The organism is Bacillus sp. FSL K6-3312 (assembly GCF_038007485.1).
In the GTDB taxonomy this organism is placed as follows: domain Bacteria; phylum Bacillota; class Bacilli; order Bacillales; family Bacillaceae; genus Bacillus; species Bacillus pumilus.
In genome coordinates, this window is the sequence record NZ_JBBOXI010000001.1 from 3,050,585 (window position 1) to 3,066,843 (window position 16,259).

Here is a 16,259-nt window from a genome sequence, read left to right on the forward strand (position 1 = left end):
GGAGGAATCACGATGAGTGCTATTCAGCGTATTGCCCTCGTGCTCACGATTATCGGTGCTATTAACTGGGGACTAATCGGCTTTTTTCAATTTGACTTAGTAGCAGCGATCTTTGGCGGACAAGGCTCTGCATTATCACGTATTATTTATGGTCTTGTTGGAATTGCAGGTCTTGTTAACCTTGGTCTATTGTTCAAGCCAAGCGAAGAAGCTGTTCGCCGTGACGAGCCGAATCCAGAGGTTCGCTAAACAAAAAGACATAAAAAAGGCCGCCTATACGAGGCAGCCAAAGGCACCGTTTGAAGCGGTGCTTTTTTTATTTCTTGATTAAGTCTTTACGGTTAGACTGCTCAATCCACTCTTCAAGTTTATCTTTAAGCGTATTGAAACCTTGTGGTGTAGCAGCTTCTTCTTTCACTTGCTGTGGTCTTTGTTTCTTTGGTTTGCTTTCTTTTCTTTCAGGTGCTTCTTGTGTAGCACGGATAGAAAGGCTGATTTTACCAGCTTTTTCATCAACAGAAAGAACTTTCACTTGAACTTCGTCACCAATTGAAAGATGCTCGTTGATGTCTTTTACGAAACCATGTGTTACTTCAGAAATATGCACAAGTCCTTGAGTTTCTTCATCTAATGCAACAAACGCACCATACGCTTGTAATCCTGTTACTTTACCAGTGTAAACACTGCCTACTTCAAACTTTGTCGCCATGATAACAACTCCTAAATAAATGTTTTAATATTCGTTTATACGCAATTAAAAACTATATCACAGAACGGTCTTTTACGCAAAATATTTTTTAATTGGGTTTAGATCAGTTCAAAAGGGGGAATACCTGAAAACAAGAATGCTTTCTAGTATTCCCCCCTAATTTGAGAGGCATGAGTCCTAATGGATTGATGCCTTTTTTTTATTTGATGATGGCAGGTGCTTCTTCTTTCACTTGTCGTTCCTGCAAAAAGCGCTGGATTCTTGAAAGTGATTCCTGAAGATGGTCAAGAGACGAAGCATATGAACAACGAATATGACCTTCACCACTCGGTCCGAAGACATTACCAGGGACTACGGCTACTTTTTCACTTAGGAGCAGCTCCTCAGCAAATTGTTCTGACGTCATGCCCGTCGTTTTAATGGACGGGAAAGCGTAAAATGCGCCGTTTGGCTGGTGACATGTGAGCCCCAGTTCATTCAAAGAGCCGACAAACAAATTTCGCCGCCTTCTGTAGCTTTTCTTCATTTTCTCTACATCTTCAAGCCCATTTTTCAAGGCTTCTTCTGCTGCATATTGTGCCATAGAGGGTGCGCACATCATAGAATATTGGTGTATTTTCAGCATGGCATCGCGCAGTACAGGAGGTGCTGCCACATATCCTAAGCGCCAGCCTGTCATGGCAAACCCTTTTGAAAAGCCTGAAATGAGGATCGTTCTTTCCTTCATATCTTGAATTGCCGCCACACTTGTAAAAGCTTCATCGTACGTCAGCTCTGCGTAAATCTCATCCGTGATAATGAGAAGGTCATGCTCTTTTGCAAATTGAGCAATATCTTCAAGCTCTTCCTTTGAATAGACTGAGCCAGTTGGATTTGATGGTGAGCAAAGCAGGATCGCTTTTGTCTTAGGCGTCAACTTCGTGCGAAGATCCGCAGAATCTGCTTTGAAATCTTTTTCAGCCGATGTACTTAAATAAACAGGTACTCCGCCCGCAAGTGTCGTAAGGGCCCCATATGCTACGAAACAAGGCTCTGGAATGATCACTTCATCGCCGCCGTTTAAAATTGCACGAAAGGCTAAATCAAGAGCCTGGCTTCCGCCTACCGTAATAATGAGTTCTTCTTCAGGACTGTAATCGATGTCAAATCGCTTATATAAATAGTGGCTCAGTTCTTTTCGCAAAGATAACAGACCTGCATTCGCCGTATAAGAGGTAAGTCCTTGTTCTAATGACATAATACTTGCTTCTCTGACATTCCAAGCTGTCACGAAATCTGGCTCGCCAACACCAAGGGAAATGACCCCTTCCATTGTGGCTGCCAAATCAAAGAATTTTCGAATACCTGACGGCTGAATGCTTTGCACCGTTTCAGATAAATAAGACTTTTTCATTTAAGGTGACACCACGATTCTTTTGTCATCGTCTCCTGTTTCAAACACTTTCCCATCATGTTTATATCTCTTCAAAATAAAGTGGGTAGTTGTTGAAACAACGGAATCAAGTGTCGATAATTTTTCAGACACGAAGCGGGCAATATCAGACATAGATCTTCCGCGGATCACAACAGATAGATCGTAAACACCTGACATGAGATAGACAGACTCCACTTCCTGAAAGCGGTAAATACGTTCAGCAATTTCATCAAATCCGACGCCTCTTTTTGGTGTCACTTTGACATCAATCATTGCTGTGACGCCTTCGTGACCATCTACTTTACGCCAGTCAATCATGGTTGAGTAATCAATAATGACTTTTTGATCTTCAAGTTTTTGAATAATCGCTTCTGCTTCTTCTGTTGTCACGCCTGCCATTTTTGCAATTGTATTTAAATCGGCACGGCTGTTTTCATCTAAAATCTCTAATATTTCAGTTTCTTTTTCTGTTAGTTTCATTTAATTTCACACCTCAGATTGTAAAAAGCTAGTTTTAAAAAATCTTCTGAACATTATAGCACGTTTTTCCCATTATGCTAAGCAGGGAAAAGATGCTAACCATAGCTTGAAATCCACTTTTTAGGGTACAATACAGTCACCTAACAGAGAGAGTATCAAGTATCGGAGTGATGAGTATGGACATTGTTCAGCCAGCTTATATGAAAAGTAAATTCGGTTTAGACATCTATTACGAGCACTATCCAAATCAGGGGAAGAAAACATTGATCTTAATTCATGGTCTTTTCTCTTCTACCTTCAGCTATCGAAAGCTCATCCCGCTTCTGAAACAAGACTTCAATTTAATCGCGATCGATCTGCCGCCATTTGGACAGTCCGAGAAGTCGAATACGTTTATTTACAGCTATCGCAACATGGCAAAGATCATTATCGAGCTAGCTGGTTACTTACAGATTCAGCATGCGATCCTTGTGGGTCATTCGATGGGCGGCCAAATTGCTTTATATGCCGCATCTGAACGGCCAGACCTATTTGAAAAGGCGGTCCTTTTGTGCAGCTCAGGATATTTAAATAAATCAAAGAGATCAGTTGTTTACAGCACATATATTCCTTATTTTTATCTCTATCTTAAAAGAAAGCTCTTGAAGCAAGGCATCATGAAAAATTTAACGGCTGTTGTGCATGATCATTCCATCATTGATCAAGAGATGGTGGATGGATATTTAAAGCCTTTTTCTGATGATCAAATTTTCCGAGGGATTTTCCGCTTGATTCGGCACCGGGAAGGGGATTTGACCTCGGATGTCCTAAAGAAAATGGAGACACCTGTGCTGCTCATTTGGGGTGAGGAAGATCGAATCGTTCCCATCCAAATAGGAGAGAGGCTGCACAAGGATCTGCCAAACTCGACCTTGCACGCATTAAAAAAAACCGGGCACCTCGTTCCTGAGGAAAATCCGGTCTTTGTGTCTGATCAAATCGGACATTTCAGCCTGTCTTAGCGTGTGCAGGAGCTGCTGTCTCGTATGACGAAAAGCTGATTCGCTATATGTTGACAGCTCTCAAAAGGCAGGAGCTGCTCAAATGAGTGATGATAAATGGCTTGAATGTCTTTTGCTAAAGATAAAGAGTCTTCTGCGTCGTATAATGCACTGATGACGTCAGCAGGCTCCGTTTCATAAAAGTCCTCCCCATATTGAAAAGGGTCCCATGCCTTAATGAGTTGAATCATCTCTTCTACAGCTTGACTATCTTTCATCGGTATCACCGCTTATAATAAATTTTGTGATGTTTATTTTAGCACAACCAACAATGGTTGAAAAACGGCTAGAGGTGGGTTTCATGAATTTCGACGAACAGATCATACGTAAAGGTTCAAAATCAGTGAAATGGGATCAAGCAGAGTCTTTATTCCTTACAACAGATGCGCTGCCAATGTGGGTAGCCGATATGGATTTTAAAGCGCCGCAGGTCGTCCTTGATGCATTAAAAAAGCGATTGGATCACGGTGTATTTGGCTATGCTTTTCAAGATCAGGATACGCAGCAGGCAGTAGCTGAATGGCTCAAAAGAAGGCATGGATGGTCGATCCAGACAGAAGCTGTCACCTTCACACCTGGGATTGTCACGGCACTTAGTTTTGCAGTCCAAGCCTATACAGAACCAAGTGACGAAGTCGTCATACAGTCCCCTGTGTATACTCCTTTTTATCAAATGATTGAACGAAATGGACGAACAGTCTCAACCAATTCTTTAAAAATAGAAAACAACCGCTATGTCATGGATTTTGATGATTTAGAGAAAAAATTAAGCAGACCAGAAGCGAAGCTCATGTTCCTCTGTCATCCGCATAATCCTTCCGGAAGAGCGTGGTCAAAAGAAGAGTTAAAGCGAGTAGGAGACCTCTGTATCAAGCACGGTGTCACAGTCGTTTCAGATGAGATTCATTCTGATTTGATGCTATATGGAAAGCCGCATGTACCATTTGCTAGTCTTTCTGACGACATAGCACATATCACAGTGACGTGCATTGCACCAAGTAAAACATTTAATTTAGCTGGCCTCCAAGCATCTGCCATTATCATTTCCGATGAAGAAAAAAGAACCCTTTTCAACAATGAAATGCAAAGAAACGGACTGGCCAAACTGAATGCTTTTGCGATCCCTGCGATGGAAGCAGCATACCGCCATGGGGATGAGTGGCTTGATGCACTTGTTCTTTATCTCGAAAACAATATGAAAATGGCAATGGACTATATGGACGAACATCTTCCAAACATGCGTTATATGAAACCAGATGCTTCTTATTTATTATGGCTGGACATTCGAGATTATCAATTCAGTCAAGCGGAATTGAAACGCAATTTGCTAAAAAAGGGCAAAGTGATCCTAGAGCTTGGTCACGTGTACGGACTCGAAGGAGACGGCTTTATTCGGATGAATCTCGGCTGTCCTGCTTCAACAGTCAAAGAAGGATTGAAACGCCTTCAACAAGCGTTTACGCAATCATCTGAATAAGGCCTATATGATCGAAAGAACATCCTCACGGGTGTTCTTTTTAAAGAAAAAAACCCTCCTTTTATCATATCTACTTTGTACATGAAATGATATAATGAGAGGAATTACTATTATTTACGAGGAGAGCATTTAAATGGAAATGTTCAAGGATTTTCTGCTCCATGTATCTTTTATTCTATTTCCAATCTTTTTATATCATGCGCTATGGCTAAGCCGGACCCCTGCTCATTTCCCAAAAACGAATAAACTGCTCATCACAGTATTCGCATCCATCTCTTCAGCACTATGTATTATGTATCCAGTTGGTTCGATTTTAGACTTGCAGACTGGCCTTCAATCCATCCCTCTTGTACTTGCCATTTTATACGGAGGCTACACAGCTGGGATCGTCGCCATCTTGATAAGTTCCATGGTCAAATTCGTGATGTATGGCTCTTTTTTATGGGTTGGACTCATTGTCGTACCGATTTACTTTTTCATCCCATTTCTGTTCTACCGGAAATGGCGTCAATATCCGAAGCTGAAAAAGCTGATGTATGGAGTGCTTATCGGTTTATCCAAAGGATTCTTTATTTACATTGGACTATTTGCGGTCAGCATAATGGAATACAGCCCGGCCTTTATTATGCAGCAGAAGTTACTTGAGTTATTTTTCTCAACTCTTTACTACATATTCTTTCTCGTGCTAAGTATCTATTCCATTGAATTCGTGAAAGAAAATGCGCAAATGAGAACACAGCTCGTCCAATCAGAAAAGCTGACCATTGTAAGTGAACTCGCTGCAAGCGTTGCCCATGAAGTACGCAATCCGCTGACAGTGGTGAGAGGCTTTATCCAATTGCTCTTTTCTAGTGACAATACAAAAGAGACGTCAACCAATAAAGATTATAAAAATCTCGTTCTGTCCGAGTTAGACAGGGCGCAGGATATTATTACGAGTTATCTTGACATTGCGAAACAAAATTATTATCAAATTGAATCTCTCAACCTATCTAAATTACTCGAGGAATGTGCATCACTGATGACATCCTATGCGAATTTCAAATCGGTCACGATTCATCAATCCATTGAACCAGACTTATACATTCAAGGTGATGAAACGAAGATTAAGCAAGTCATGATTAATTTAATCAAAAATGCGATTGAAGCAGCCCCAGAACACGAAGGGAAAATTGAACTTTTTGCTTCAAAAGAAAATCATAAAATATGCATTTATTTCGTAGATAACGGTGTAGGAATGACAGAAAACCAAATGAAAAAGCTTGGCGAACCCTATTACACCTTGAAAAATAAAGGGACTGGACTTGGGCTGACCGTGACATTTTCTATCATTGAAAATCACCATGGCACCATTCGTTTCAAAAGCTCGCTTCAGTCTGGTACAACCGTTACCGTGAAGTTTCCTGAAGATACAAGAAGAAAATGATCACTCCATTTTTTTTGTCTTTTTTTCATCTATCCGCTCCTGCTTCTTAGACGCACGAACGATCAGACGAAAGCAAATAAATGCAGCCATAAAGAAAATCACCGTGGTGATTGCCGCTGGGATGTACTCCCTTTTATCTTCAGGAAAATACAGTAGAAAGAGTGCGATGAACGACAGCATTCGCCATTCCCCCTTTTGCTCGTTTACTTCACTATATTGGCTAAAAGAAATGAAATACCTTCCTACGAGAAGGAAATGGAGGAATTTCACATGACAGACATTCAAATTGGACAAGTTGTGAAAGGTTTTTATAAAACAGGTGTTTACGTTGGGGAAGTGACAGCAGTGAAACCATCGGCCTATCTCGTTCAAGTAAAAGCCGTTCTGACACATCCCACTCAAGGCGACCTGCATCACCCAAAAGAAGCAGACGTGCCTTTTTTCCAAGAAAGACGGGCTTTGGCCTATCGTGAACAGACGAATATCCCTCATCATATGGTGAAGCCTTATGATGGCGTTATACCAGATTATCAAGTATCACTAAAAGAAGCTGTAGAAAAATTAAAACAAGCGCTCCATGCGGATGATTCAAAATGGGCTGAAAAATCAAGAGCATGCCTATCTTCTCTCGAAAAAGATTATTTTCCAGAAGACGCCCGCTAATCAGCCGAATCAAAAAAGTGTGAGAAATCAATCAGCTCACCAATTTTGGTTGTTTGCGGATTTTCCACATAGGCTCTGTCTTTTTCAAAAAGGGTTAACAGCTGATAAGTCGTCATGGCATCATCTAGTGCCTTATGATGCTTACCAGCTCCTTCACTGCCGTATTCCTTTGCCGCTTTCCGAAGCCCTGTCAGTGTGCGATCACCAAAAAAAGTTTTATATTCAAAGGCAAGGTCCCTCAGCTTCCCCTTAAAAGGAAAGGCAATGTGATTGAGCATACAGTTTTGCTTCAGCACTTTCATGTCCATATTGCCCCATGTAATAATCTCACAATCCTCTCCCCCATCAAGCGACACAAGCTTCTCGATAAATGCCTCAAAGGAAATCCCGCTCTCTACATCCTGCTGCGTAATGCCGAGGAACGATTTACAGCGCTTCGTCAGCTTCGGGAACTTTTTCGGTTTGACGTAGCTAGAGAACGTGTCTATGATCGTTTCACTTGCCGCTTTCACTACCCCAGCTTCAATAATTTCAGGAAAAAAATTTTGCGGATGATACTTTCCATCAGGCATCGTAAATTCAAAATCGACCACAAGCACCGTCTTCTGTTCCACCAGTCTCACCTCACTTTTTCGTCAGTTTTTCATTCTGATACCATTATATTAAGACGGACCTTGAAATCACTTCATTTTCTTGAAAATAATGCAGATTCACTATGCCCAACCTATCCATCAGATGAAAGATCGTTTATTTTCCTTTATAATTATTAAGGAACACGAAATAAATAAAGAAGGTGGTCTCTATCACAAACAGGAAGAAAAACTTATACATCATGTGGTTTGTGAACTTTTTTGTATCTGCCAGCATTACAATGATCGTCCCTTTTTTATCACTTTACATAGAATCTCTTGATAGCAGTTATTCAAATGAATTTGTCCAAAGATGGAGCGGCTATGTCTTTGGCGTCACATTTTTAACGGCCTTTCTGATTTCTCCGATTTGGGGACGGATTGGAGACCGGCATGGCTATAAAAAGATTTTGCTCATTAACGGGATTGGGATTGCAACAAGTATTCTATTAATGGGGCTTGTGCAAACCGTTTATCAGCTATTCGCCCTGCGGCTGTTCATGGGGCTTGTCACAGGCTTTATCTCGACTTCAATGGCACTCATCTCTGCACAGACGGAAAAGGCAACTGCCGGTAAAACCCTTGGTACGATGCAGATGAGTAATGTTGCCGGAGGATTGTTTGGTCCATTAATGGGCGGATTCATGGCAGACAGCGTCGGATTTATTTATACGTTTTTCCTCACAGCGGCTGTCATTTATGCGTCAGCAATTGTGATTATTTTCGGAGTGAAAGAGCATCCCATCCGTTCAAAAGAAGCGAGGCGCGTTTCTTACTCACGGAAGGATGTGCTCGTTCATATTTTCAAACAGCCTTTGCTTGTCGTCACGATGCTTTTAACGTTTATTACACAAGTAGGGAACTTTAGCATTCAGCCACTTTTGGCTTTATACATTCATGATTTACACGGTCCTGTTAATCTCGCATTTTATGCAGGTCTTGCGTTCTCTGCAACTGGACTTGGCAACCTGCTCTTTACACGAAAATGGGGAGATCTCGGAGATCGAATTGGTCACGACAAGGTGCTGCTTGCCCTTCTCATCCTCTCCTCTATTTTATTCATCCCGCAAGCAATGGCGGATTCCTATGCGATGTTAGTACTTTTCCGCTTTCTATACGGGATGGCACTTGGCGGGATTATTCCGTGTACGACGGCGTATATTCGGATCAAAGCACCTGCCTCTATGCAAGGGGAAGTGCTTGGATACAATGTCAGCTTCCGCTTTCTTGGGAATGTTGTCGGTCCGGTGATTGGCGGCATTGTGGCGAGTCATTACGGGATTCCAGCTGTCTTTTATGTCACCGCCGGAATTTTTCTATTTGGCGCATTATTTTTATGGGCAGTCCGCTCACAGTCCAAGGCAAAAGAAAGGAGTGTCTGATCCAACATCAGATACTCTTTTTTCTTGTGTAGAAGCCTTATTCACTAGACTTCAAGCCCATTCTTTTCTAAAAATAACCTTCTCGTATTCGCAAAAGAATGGTACGATATGGCTAGAAAATTGAAGAAAGTGAGTGACCTCATGTTTCGTGCAATGATTGGTTGGTTATTACTTGCTGCCCTCATTCCATTATTTGTTCTGACTTTTTATCTATCAAAGGAAGAAGCTGCAAGTGTGAAGCCTGTGAACGAAGTGCTTGATCAAAAAATCAAGCTGGAAAAGATAGATTTTTCCCAAAACAGTTATATGTATGACCGGGATGGTTCTCTCATCTCTGAGATCGTATCAAACGATGAAAACCGAGTGTTCGTCACGTATGATAAAATTCCTGATCATGTGAAGGAGCTGTTCCTCCGCTCAGAGGACCGTAACTTTTATGACCATAAAGGCATTGACTTTATGGGAGTTGTTCGTGCCCTTGCCTCAAATGTGAAAAACCATGGCATTAGCCAAGGCGCAAGTACGATCACACAGCAATTATCTCGTAATTTATATTTAAGCCATGAACGTTCGTTCACCCGAAAGTTTACAGAGCTGCTCTATTCCTATGAATTAGAGCGGAAATTCTCGAAAGATGAAATTCTCGAAAGCTATCTAAATACGATTTATTTCAGTAATGGTGTTTACGGTGTCGGTTCTGCGGCTAATTACTATTTTGATAAGCCGCTTAGTTCTTTAACGCTTGCACAGATGGCATTTATCTCTGCGATTCCAAACAACCCAACACTGTATGACCCATTGAAGCAATTCAAACATACAAAGAAACGCCAAGAACGACTGCTAGGTATTTTAAAGAAAGACGGCGTCATCACCAAAAAGCAATACAAAAAAGCCGTCAAACAAAAAATCAGCCTGTCCTTGAGTGAAAAGAAAAACCTTTACCCTGACTATGTGACATATGCCAATGAGGAATTTACCGATCTTGTGTCAGATCAGGAAGGCTTTACAAAACGCTTGAAGAAGGCCAAAACAGATGGAGCAAAAAAAGCCATTCAAAAAGAATTATCTGAAAAGGTTAGTGCTCTGCTTCAGGATGGTGTCAAAATTTATACGGCACTTGATCCTTCCTTACAGCAACGAGCCGTCTATCAGCTCAATGCGCAACTACCTTACCAAGGTGTAGAAGGCGGATCAGCGGTCATTCATCATGAAACACATCAAATTGTTGCACTTGCTGGCGGGAAGAACTATAAAAAGTTTGATTTCAACTACGCCTATCAAGCGCAAAGACAGCCTGGTTCTGCGATTAAGCCGCTTTTAGACTATGGTCCTTACATCGACCAAACCGGTGCAACAGCTTCAAGCAAAATTAGTGCCGGCAAGTTTTGTAGCAGCGGATACTGTCCGCAGAACTATAATCATAAAACGTATGGAACCGTCACACTTGAAACAGCCTTTAAGAACTCTTACAATACACCTGCGATCCGAATGCTGGATACAGTCGGTGTCAAAAAAGGCTTCAGTTATTTAGAGAAATTCTCATTCGAACATATCGTAGCGGATGATTATCGCCTGCCTTCTGCACTTGGCGGATTTACGAAGGGCTTCTCGCCGCTAGAAATAACAGATGCGTATACCGTCTTTGGCAACCAAGGTGCTTACACGCAAAATCATTCGATCACAAAGGTGACAGACTTAAACGGTAAAACCCTTTACAAGTGGAAAGAGTCACCGAAGCAAGTGTATTCTCAACGGACAAATGACACCATGCGTAAACTGCTTGCCTCCGTTGTAAAAAGCGGAACAGGGAAAAAAGCGAATTTCAGTTCCCCTTACATTGGTGGTAAAACAGGGACATCCAATGACTACAAAGACATTTGGTTTGTTGGACTGACAGATCAATATACAATGGGTGTATGGGTTGGAAGAGATAGAGGAACGGTTGAATCTATTTACAGCTCAAGTCCGCACTTACGTATTTGGAAGAATACGATGCAATACGCCAGATAAACAGGATGTGTTGATTGCAATGCATTCAACACATCCACCTCATTTGATTTTATTTGATGGTGTCTGCAACGTGTGCAGCGGCGCTGTTCAGTTTGTGATTAAACGTGATCCAAATGAGCGAATGATGTTTGCTTCATTACAATCAGATACAGGGCAGCGCATTTTAAAAGAAAACGGTTTGCCTTTAGATGAGTTTAATTCATTCATTTATATTGAAAAAGGCACCCTTTATACGAAGTCGACAGGCATTTTAAAAGCCACGCGGCATTTAAAAGGGATCTACAGATGGAGTTATTTATTCCTTGCCATTCCGCGCCCTATCCGTGATTGGTTTTATGAGCGGATAGCGAAAAATCGCTACAAATGGTTCGGTCAAAAAACATCTTGTATGATACCTACACCGGATATTCAAAAACGGTTTCTATCATAAAAAAAGCATCCTCCACTATCGGAGGATGCTTTCTTTGTCTGTTTATGAAGGAAGACTTGCCATAACACTATTATAAAGCTTAATAAATAAGTACAAAATGCCGATTAAAAACGTGGCCCAAAACAGCAAAATAAACATCATAAATCCAATTAAATTTAGCATGGAAAGCGATTGATAAATGCGGACCACTACCCAGATAAAATAGACAAGACCTGCTAAAACAAATAGTCCGACAAGCAGAATCAGCTGCTGCGTCAGCAGAAATGCAAGCAAGCTGGCAAATAAATAAACAACGGATGCAATCCGAATTTTCTTTAAGTTCTCTCCTTCAGGGTCTTTCGCGAAAAAGAGTAGCGCCAACTCTAACACCGTATCTGCAATCAGTTTCAAGGCAGATAAAATCATAAAATAAACAAGTGCAAAAGCAGCAAAAAGAGCAAGCCGGATGCCCTGTTCCGAGAAGAATTCCAGCATTCCTTTTAAAATACCTGCTTGAGTCAAGAAATCAGTCGTAATCCCTACTGTGAAAATCGAAAAAGCAGAGCTGAATAGTAAAATCGAAATCAGCGGAAAATATCCAGTCAAATATGTATTTTTCATAAATAGATCCTTTCTCATAAGCTCACATTTATTATGGCTCACTTAAAACGGATTGACAAGATGCTTTCAAAGTAAACTGGCAGCAAAATCAAATTTGTGATTTTGCACGTACATTCCTTCACAAACTTACATTTTCCCGTTAAAGTATTACTATTACGAAAAAATCGTGCGTTAGGGGTATACTCGTGAAAAAAACATTAAGACTGCAAACAAGGCTGACGATTTTTGTTTGTATCGTTGTCCTGATCTCCCTTTGTATCACTTTCTTTACGATCTGGTCAGAAACAGCTAAGAACATTCATCAGCAGGAACGTGACATCGCCCTCTCCACTGCCAAAATGGTCGCAGAGGCACCGATCACGGCGAAATCATTAGAAAAGCATTCATACTCTGCACTGCGTCAATATACAACAAGTGTTCAGCGAATCACCAAAACTGAATTCGTTGTCGTGATGGATATGAACGGCATTCGCAAAACCCATCCAAATCCGCAGAAGATCGGGAAGCGGTTTGCTGGCGGTGATGAAAAACTAGCATTACAGGGTAAAGAACATATTAGTACAGCTTCTGGAACACTAGGCAGATCCATGCGCGCTTTTGTTCCTGTTTATGATCAAGACGGAAAGCAGCTCGGGGCTGTGGCAGTAGGGATTACGTTAAAGGAAATTGACTTGATTATTCACCAAAGCTTACTCCCACTCTACTTCGTCATATCGCTCAGTCTTCTTTCTGGTATCATCGGAGCACTCATTGTGGCACGAAAAGTGAAGAAAATTATGTTTGGACTAGAGCCCGATGAGATTGCTACATTATTAAAAGAACGAAGCGCCATGCTAGAATCAACAAAAGAAGGGATTCTTGCCGTCGATCAGCACGGTAAAATCAAGCTCGCCAATGCTGAAGCGAAACGGCTCTTTCATAATATGGGCATTATGGTTGATCCTAGAGAACAAGATGTTCAGGTGCTCCTCCCTTCAAGCGGCCTAAAGCAAGTCATTGAAACACGCAAGCCACTGCTTGACCGCGACGTGAGAATGAACGGACTGGAGCTCGTATTTAACGAAGTCCCGATTACGGTAAAGGGCGAGATCGTTGGAGCAATCGCCACCTTCCGTGACAAAACAGAAGTCAAACACTTGGCTGAGCAGCTGAGCGGAGTCAAAATGTATGCAAATGCCCTCCGTGCCCAGTCGCATGAATTTATGAACAAGCTTCATGTCATTTTAGGATTGGTTCAGCTCAAAAACTACGATGACCTTGGCACTTATATCAAAGATATTGCGATCTATCAGCAGACGGAAACAAATGAAATCATCAACCATGTGAAAAACTCTGTTTTAGCAGGATTTTTACTAGGAAAACAAAGCTATATCAGGGAACAAGGCGCGACCTTAGAAGTCATATGCAGCACACAAGTCCCAAATTCAGAGGACCCGGCAGTGACGCATGATCTCATTACCGTCATTGGCAACCTGTTAAATAACGCACTCGATGCTGTTTCTCATACTGAGACGAAAAACATCTCGATCTCATTCCGATACGTTCAGGAGCAGCTTCATATTGAAATTACAGACACAGGTGTTGGTCTCACAAAAGAAGAACAAGACATCATGTTTGATCAAGGCTTTTCAACTAAAGGCGAAGACAGAGGATTCGGTCTCTACTTCGTTGACCAAAGCATCAAAAAATTGAACGGACATTTGATTGTCACGAGTGAAAAAGGAGAAGGAACGACCTTTAGTCTCCGCATTCCGTATAAACAAAAGGAGGATTCACATGATTAATGTGTTAATAGTAGAAGATGATCCAATGGTTGGGGAGCTGAACAAACGCTACCTGACCCAAATCGAGGGCTTTGAATTAAAAGGGATTGCCACCTCTTTTCAGCAGGCACTGGACATCTTAAAAACAGAAGCCATTCACCTTGTACTGCTCGATATTTATATGCCTGGACAAAATGGCCTGGCATTATTATCAGAAATTCGCAAACAAAATCATTCGGTTGATGTCATTGTCATTTCAGCTGCCAATGAAGTCGACGTGATCCAGCAAACGATGCGAAACGGGGCTGTTGATTATTTGATCAAACCGTTTGAATTTGAACGTTTCCAATCAGCGCTCTCAGAATTTAAACGAAAACACGCCTTGTACCAAACGATGAACAGCATCTCGCAAAATGATTTAGATGCGAAGCTCTTTCATAAAAAAGCAGAGACGGAAAAAGTCCTTCTGCCAAAAGGCCTGACCAAAAGCACACTCAAACTCATCTGGACAAGTATTCAATCATTCGGTCATCAGGCTTTCACGACCGAAGACCTAGCGAATCATACAGAAATCTCTCAAGTCTCTATTAGAAAATACTTGAAATTCCTTGAGGACATCGAAGTAGTTGATGTTGAAATGGCATACGGGACAATTGGACGCCCTGTTTTCCAATATAAACTCAGTACAACAAATATGAATTTAATTCAGCAATATCTATAATTTGACACATCTGACCTTATACAGAGGCCAGATGTTTTTTTATGGAACACGATGTGACAAACCCCTTGATATCAGTGGTTCCACTGTAGTAGATCACATCACAAAAGCGGCATTATATCATATTTCAGCACATAAAAAGACATCGAATTTAGCCTTTTAACATTTTTTTTAAAATAAAACAAATTTCTATTTATTTATTCGATTGGAAATGATAAATTATGATTGATTAGTTCAACGAGATATAAGTCTGATGTCTTACATCTTCTCTCCTGTCCTCCATAAGTTTCAGGAGAAAGCAGGATAAAATACCCTATTCAGAAGGGTGAGAAGAGATAGGTCGGTCTTTTTTCGCGAGACTTTTCTGAAACTTTTAAATTTTATAGGGGGTTATGTTTTGAAGAAGCGCAAAATTGGACTAGCATTGTCCTTAGTCGTAGCAGCAGGAACCATCCTTGGAGCATGCGGCAACTCTGGCTCAAACAGCGGTGAAAGCAAAAAAGATAAAGATCAATTCACTGTTGCAATGGTAACTGATGTCGGTGGTGTCGATGACAAATCGTTTAACCAATCAGCTTGGGAAGGTTTACAAGCATTTGGAAAAGACAACAATCTAAAAAAAGGTAAAAACGGCTTTGATTACTTACAATCTAAATCAGACGCTGACTATACAACAAACTTAAACACACTTGCTCGTGAGAAATTCGACCTTATTTACGGAATTGGTTTCTTAATGCAAGATTCTATTAGTGAAATTGCAGATCAGCGTAAGAAAAACCACTTTGCCATCGTTGATGCTGTCGTGAAAAAAGACAACGTAGCCAGCATTGTGTTCAACGAAAATGAAGGATCATTCCTTGTGGGTGTTGCGGCTGCTCTTTCTACAAAATCAAACAAAATTGGTTTTGTCGGCGGCGTTGATTCTGAATTAGTCAGAAAATTCGAAGTTGGTTTCCGTGCAGGCGTTGAAGCAGCTAACCCGAAAGCAAAAGTTGAAGTGAAATATGCTGGTGCATTCGATAAGGCAGACATCGGGAAAGCAACAGCTGAAAGCATGTACAAATCCGGCGTCGACATCATTTATCATGCTGCTGGCGGCACTGGAACTGGTGTCTTCACAGAAGCGAAAAACCTGAAAAAAGCGGATCCTAACCGCAAAGTTTGGGTCATCGGTGTAGATAAAGACCAGTATGACGAAGGAAAAGTACCTGGAACAAAACAAAGTGTCACCCTTACTTCTATGGTTAAGAAAGTAGACAAAGCGGTACAAGACTTAACAACGAAAGCAAAAGAAGGTAAGTTCCCTGGCGGCGAAGTGATCACATATGGTCTGAAAGAAGGCGCTCTTGACATTTCTCCATCTCAGGACAACCTTAATAAAGATGTATTGAAAAAAGTAGAAGAATGGAAACAAAAAATCATCAAGGGCGAAATTAAAATCCCTGCAACACGTGATGAACTAAAAGATTTTAAAGCTTAATTTGAACATCGGGATAAGCGCGCCTTATCCCCTTGTTT

Annotated in this window: 18 protein-coding genes; 11 read left to right on the forward strand and 7 right to left on the reverse strand. The window is 41.2% G+C overall.

Annotated elements, in window-relative coordinates; all coding sequences use genetic code 11:
* Positions 1 to 12: 12 nt before the first annotated feature.
* Positions 13 to 249 carry a DUF378 domain-containing protein gene (locus MHI11_RS16040; protein ID WP_003212952.1) on the forward strand — a complete coding sequence of 79 codons (237 nt, stop codon included), beginning with the start codon at positions 13 to 15 and terminating at the stop codon, positions 247 to 249.
* A gap of 67 nt (positions 250 to 316) precedes the next feature.
* On the opposite strand, the gene yugI is transcribed toward MHI11_RS16040, so the two are convergent.
* The 3 genes from yugI to MHI11_RS16055 all read right to left on the reverse strand — a co-directional run bounded on the left by yugI (position 317) and on the right by MHI11_RS16055 (position 2,603).
* Positions 317 to 709 carry a S1 domain-containing post-transcriptional regulator GSP13 gene (gene yugI, locus MHI11_RS16045; protein ID WP_003213420.1) on the reverse strand — a complete coding sequence of 131 codons (393 nt, stop codon included), beginning with the start codon at positions 707 to 709 and terminating at the stop codon, positions 317 to 319.
* 199 nt (positions 710 to 908) lie between these two features.
* A complete protein-coding gene (locus MHI11_RS16050; RefSeq protein ID WP_044140799.1) occupies positions 909 to 2,102 on the reverse strand; it encodes an aminotransferase in 1,194 nt (397 codons plus the stop codon).
* Positions 2,103 to 2,603 (reverse strand): Lrp/AsnC family transcriptional regulator, encoded by a 501-nt coding sequence (locus MHI11_RS16055; protein WP_003213765.1) that lies wholly within the window; start codon positions 2,601 to 2,603, stop codon positions 2,103 to 2,105.
* A gap of 176 nt (positions 2,604 to 2,779) precedes the next feature.
* Here MHI11_RS16055 and MHI11_RS16060 point away from each other — a divergent pair, with 176 nt between their 5' ends.
* Positions 2,780 to 3,604 (forward strand): alpha/beta fold hydrolase, encoded by an 825-nt coding sequence (locus tag MHI11_RS16060; protein WP_050944033.1) that lies wholly within the window; start codon positions 2,780 to 2,782, stop codon positions 3,602 to 3,604.
* On the opposite strand, the gene MHI11_RS16065 is transcribed toward MHI11_RS16060, so the two are convergent.
* Positions 3,601 to 3,861, reverse strand: a complete 261-nt coding sequence (locus MHI11_RS16065) for a YugE family protein (protein WP_003213422.1) — start codon at positions 3,859 to 3,861, stop codon at positions 3,601 to 3,603. The genes MHI11_RS16060 and MHI11_RS16065 overlap by 4 nt on opposite strands.
* An 83-nt stretch (positions 3,862 to 3,944) precedes the next feature.
* Here MHI11_RS16065 and MHI11_RS16070 point away from each other — a divergent pair, with 83 nt between their 5' ends.
* On the forward strand, positions 3,945 to 5,120 hold the full coding sequence (locus MHI11_RS16070) for a MalY/PatB family protein (protein ID WP_340961538.1): 1,176 nt from the start codon (positions 3,945 to 3,947) through the stop codon (positions 5,118 to 5,120).
* 133 nt (positions 5,121 to 5,253) lie between these two features.
* Entirely contained in the window at positions 5,254 to 6,546 is a 1,293-nt protein-coding gene (locus tag MHI11_RS16075) for an ATP-binding protein (RefSeq protein ID WP_340912779.1), read from the forward strand.
* On the opposite strand, the gene MHI11_RS16080 is transcribed toward MHI11_RS16075, so the two are convergent.
* On the reverse strand, positions 6,547 to 6,726 hold the full coding sequence (locus MHI11_RS16080) for a hypothetical protein (protein WP_044140804.1): 180 nt from the start codon (positions 6,724 to 6,726) through the stop codon (positions 6,547 to 6,549).
* 90 nt (positions 6,727 to 6,816) lie between these two features.
* Between MHI11_RS16080 and MHI11_RS16085 the strand changes: the two genes are divergently transcribed.
* Positions 6,817 to 7,209, forward strand: a complete 393-nt coding sequence (locus tag MHI11_RS16085; protein WP_044140805.1) for a kinase-associated lipoprotein B — start codon at positions 6,817 to 6,819, stop codon at positions 7,207 to 7,209.
* On the opposite strand, the gene kapD is transcribed toward MHI11_RS16085, so the two are convergent.
* Entirely contained in the window at positions 7,206 to 7,823 is a 618-nt protein-coding gene (gene kapD / locus MHI11_RS16090; protein WP_003213730.1) for a 3'-5' exonuclease KapD, read from the reverse strand. The genes MHI11_RS16085 and kapD overlap by 4 nt on opposite strands.
* A gap of 218 nt (positions 7,824 to 8,041) precedes the next feature.
* Here kapD and MHI11_RS16095 point away from each other — a divergent pair, with 218 nt between their 5' ends.
* The 3 genes from MHI11_RS16095 to MHI11_RS16105 all read left to right on the forward strand — a co-directional run bounded on the left by MHI11_RS16095 (position 8,042) and on the right by MHI11_RS16105 (position 11,660).
* The gene (locus tag MHI11_RS16095; RefSeq protein WP_044140807.1) at positions 8,042 to 9,220 is read left to right on the forward strand and encodes an MFS transporter; all 1,179 of its coding nucleotides are present in this window, start codon (positions 8,042 to 8,044) and stop codon (positions 9,218 to 9,220) included.
* 108 nt (positions 9,221 to 9,328) lie between these two features.
* The gene (locus tag MHI11_RS16100) at positions 9,329 to 11,230 is read left to right on the forward strand and encodes a transglycosylase domain-containing protein (protein WP_044140808.1); all 1,902 of its coding nucleotides are present in this window, start codon (positions 9,329 to 9,331) and stop codon (positions 11,228 to 11,230) included.
* 19 nt (positions 11,231 to 11,249) lie between these two features.
* Positions 11,250 to 11,660: a thiol-disulfide oxidoreductase DCC family protein gene (locus tag MHI11_RS16105; RefSeq protein ID WP_044140809.1), complete on the forward strand. Its 411-nt coding sequence runs from the start codon at positions 11,250 to 11,252 to the stop codon at positions 11,658 to 11,660.
* A 42-nt stretch (positions 11,661 to 11,702) separates the two neighbouring features.
* On the opposite strand, the gene MHI11_RS16110 is transcribed toward MHI11_RS16105, so the two are convergent.
* Positions 11,703 to 12,260 carry a YufK family protein gene (locus MHI11_RS16110; protein WP_044140810.1) on the reverse strand — a complete coding sequence of 186 codons (558 nt, stop codon included), beginning with the start codon at positions 12,258 to 12,260 and terminating at the stop codon, positions 11,703 to 11,705.
* Positions 12,261 to 12,445: 185 nt separating this feature from the next.
* Between MHI11_RS16110 and malK the strand changes: the two genes are divergently transcribed.
* The 3 genes from malK to MHI11_RS16125 all read left to right on the forward strand — a co-directional run bounded on the left by malK (position 12,446) and on the right by MHI11_RS16125 (position 16,221).
* Positions 12,446 to 14,044, forward strand: a complete 1,599-nt coding sequence (gene malK / locus MHI11_RS16115) for a malate sensor histidine kinase MalK (RefSeq protein ID WP_044140811.1) — start codon at positions 12,446 to 12,448, stop codon at positions 14,042 to 14,044.
* Positions 14,037 to 14,744: a response regulator gene (locus MHI11_RS16120; protein WP_340961540.1), complete on the forward strand. Its 708-nt coding sequence runs from the start codon at positions 14,037 to 14,039 to the stop codon at positions 14,742 to 14,744. The genes malK and MHI11_RS16120 overlap by 8 nt, the downstream gene beginning before the upstream one ends.
* A 394-nt stretch (positions 14,745 to 15,138) precedes the next feature.
* Positions 15,139 to 16,221, forward strand: a complete 1,083-nt coding sequence (locus tag MHI11_RS16125; protein WP_044140813.1) for a BMP family lipoprotein — start codon at positions 15,139 to 15,141, stop codon at positions 16,219 to 16,221.
* Positions 16,222 to 16,259: the final 38 nt, after the last annotated feature.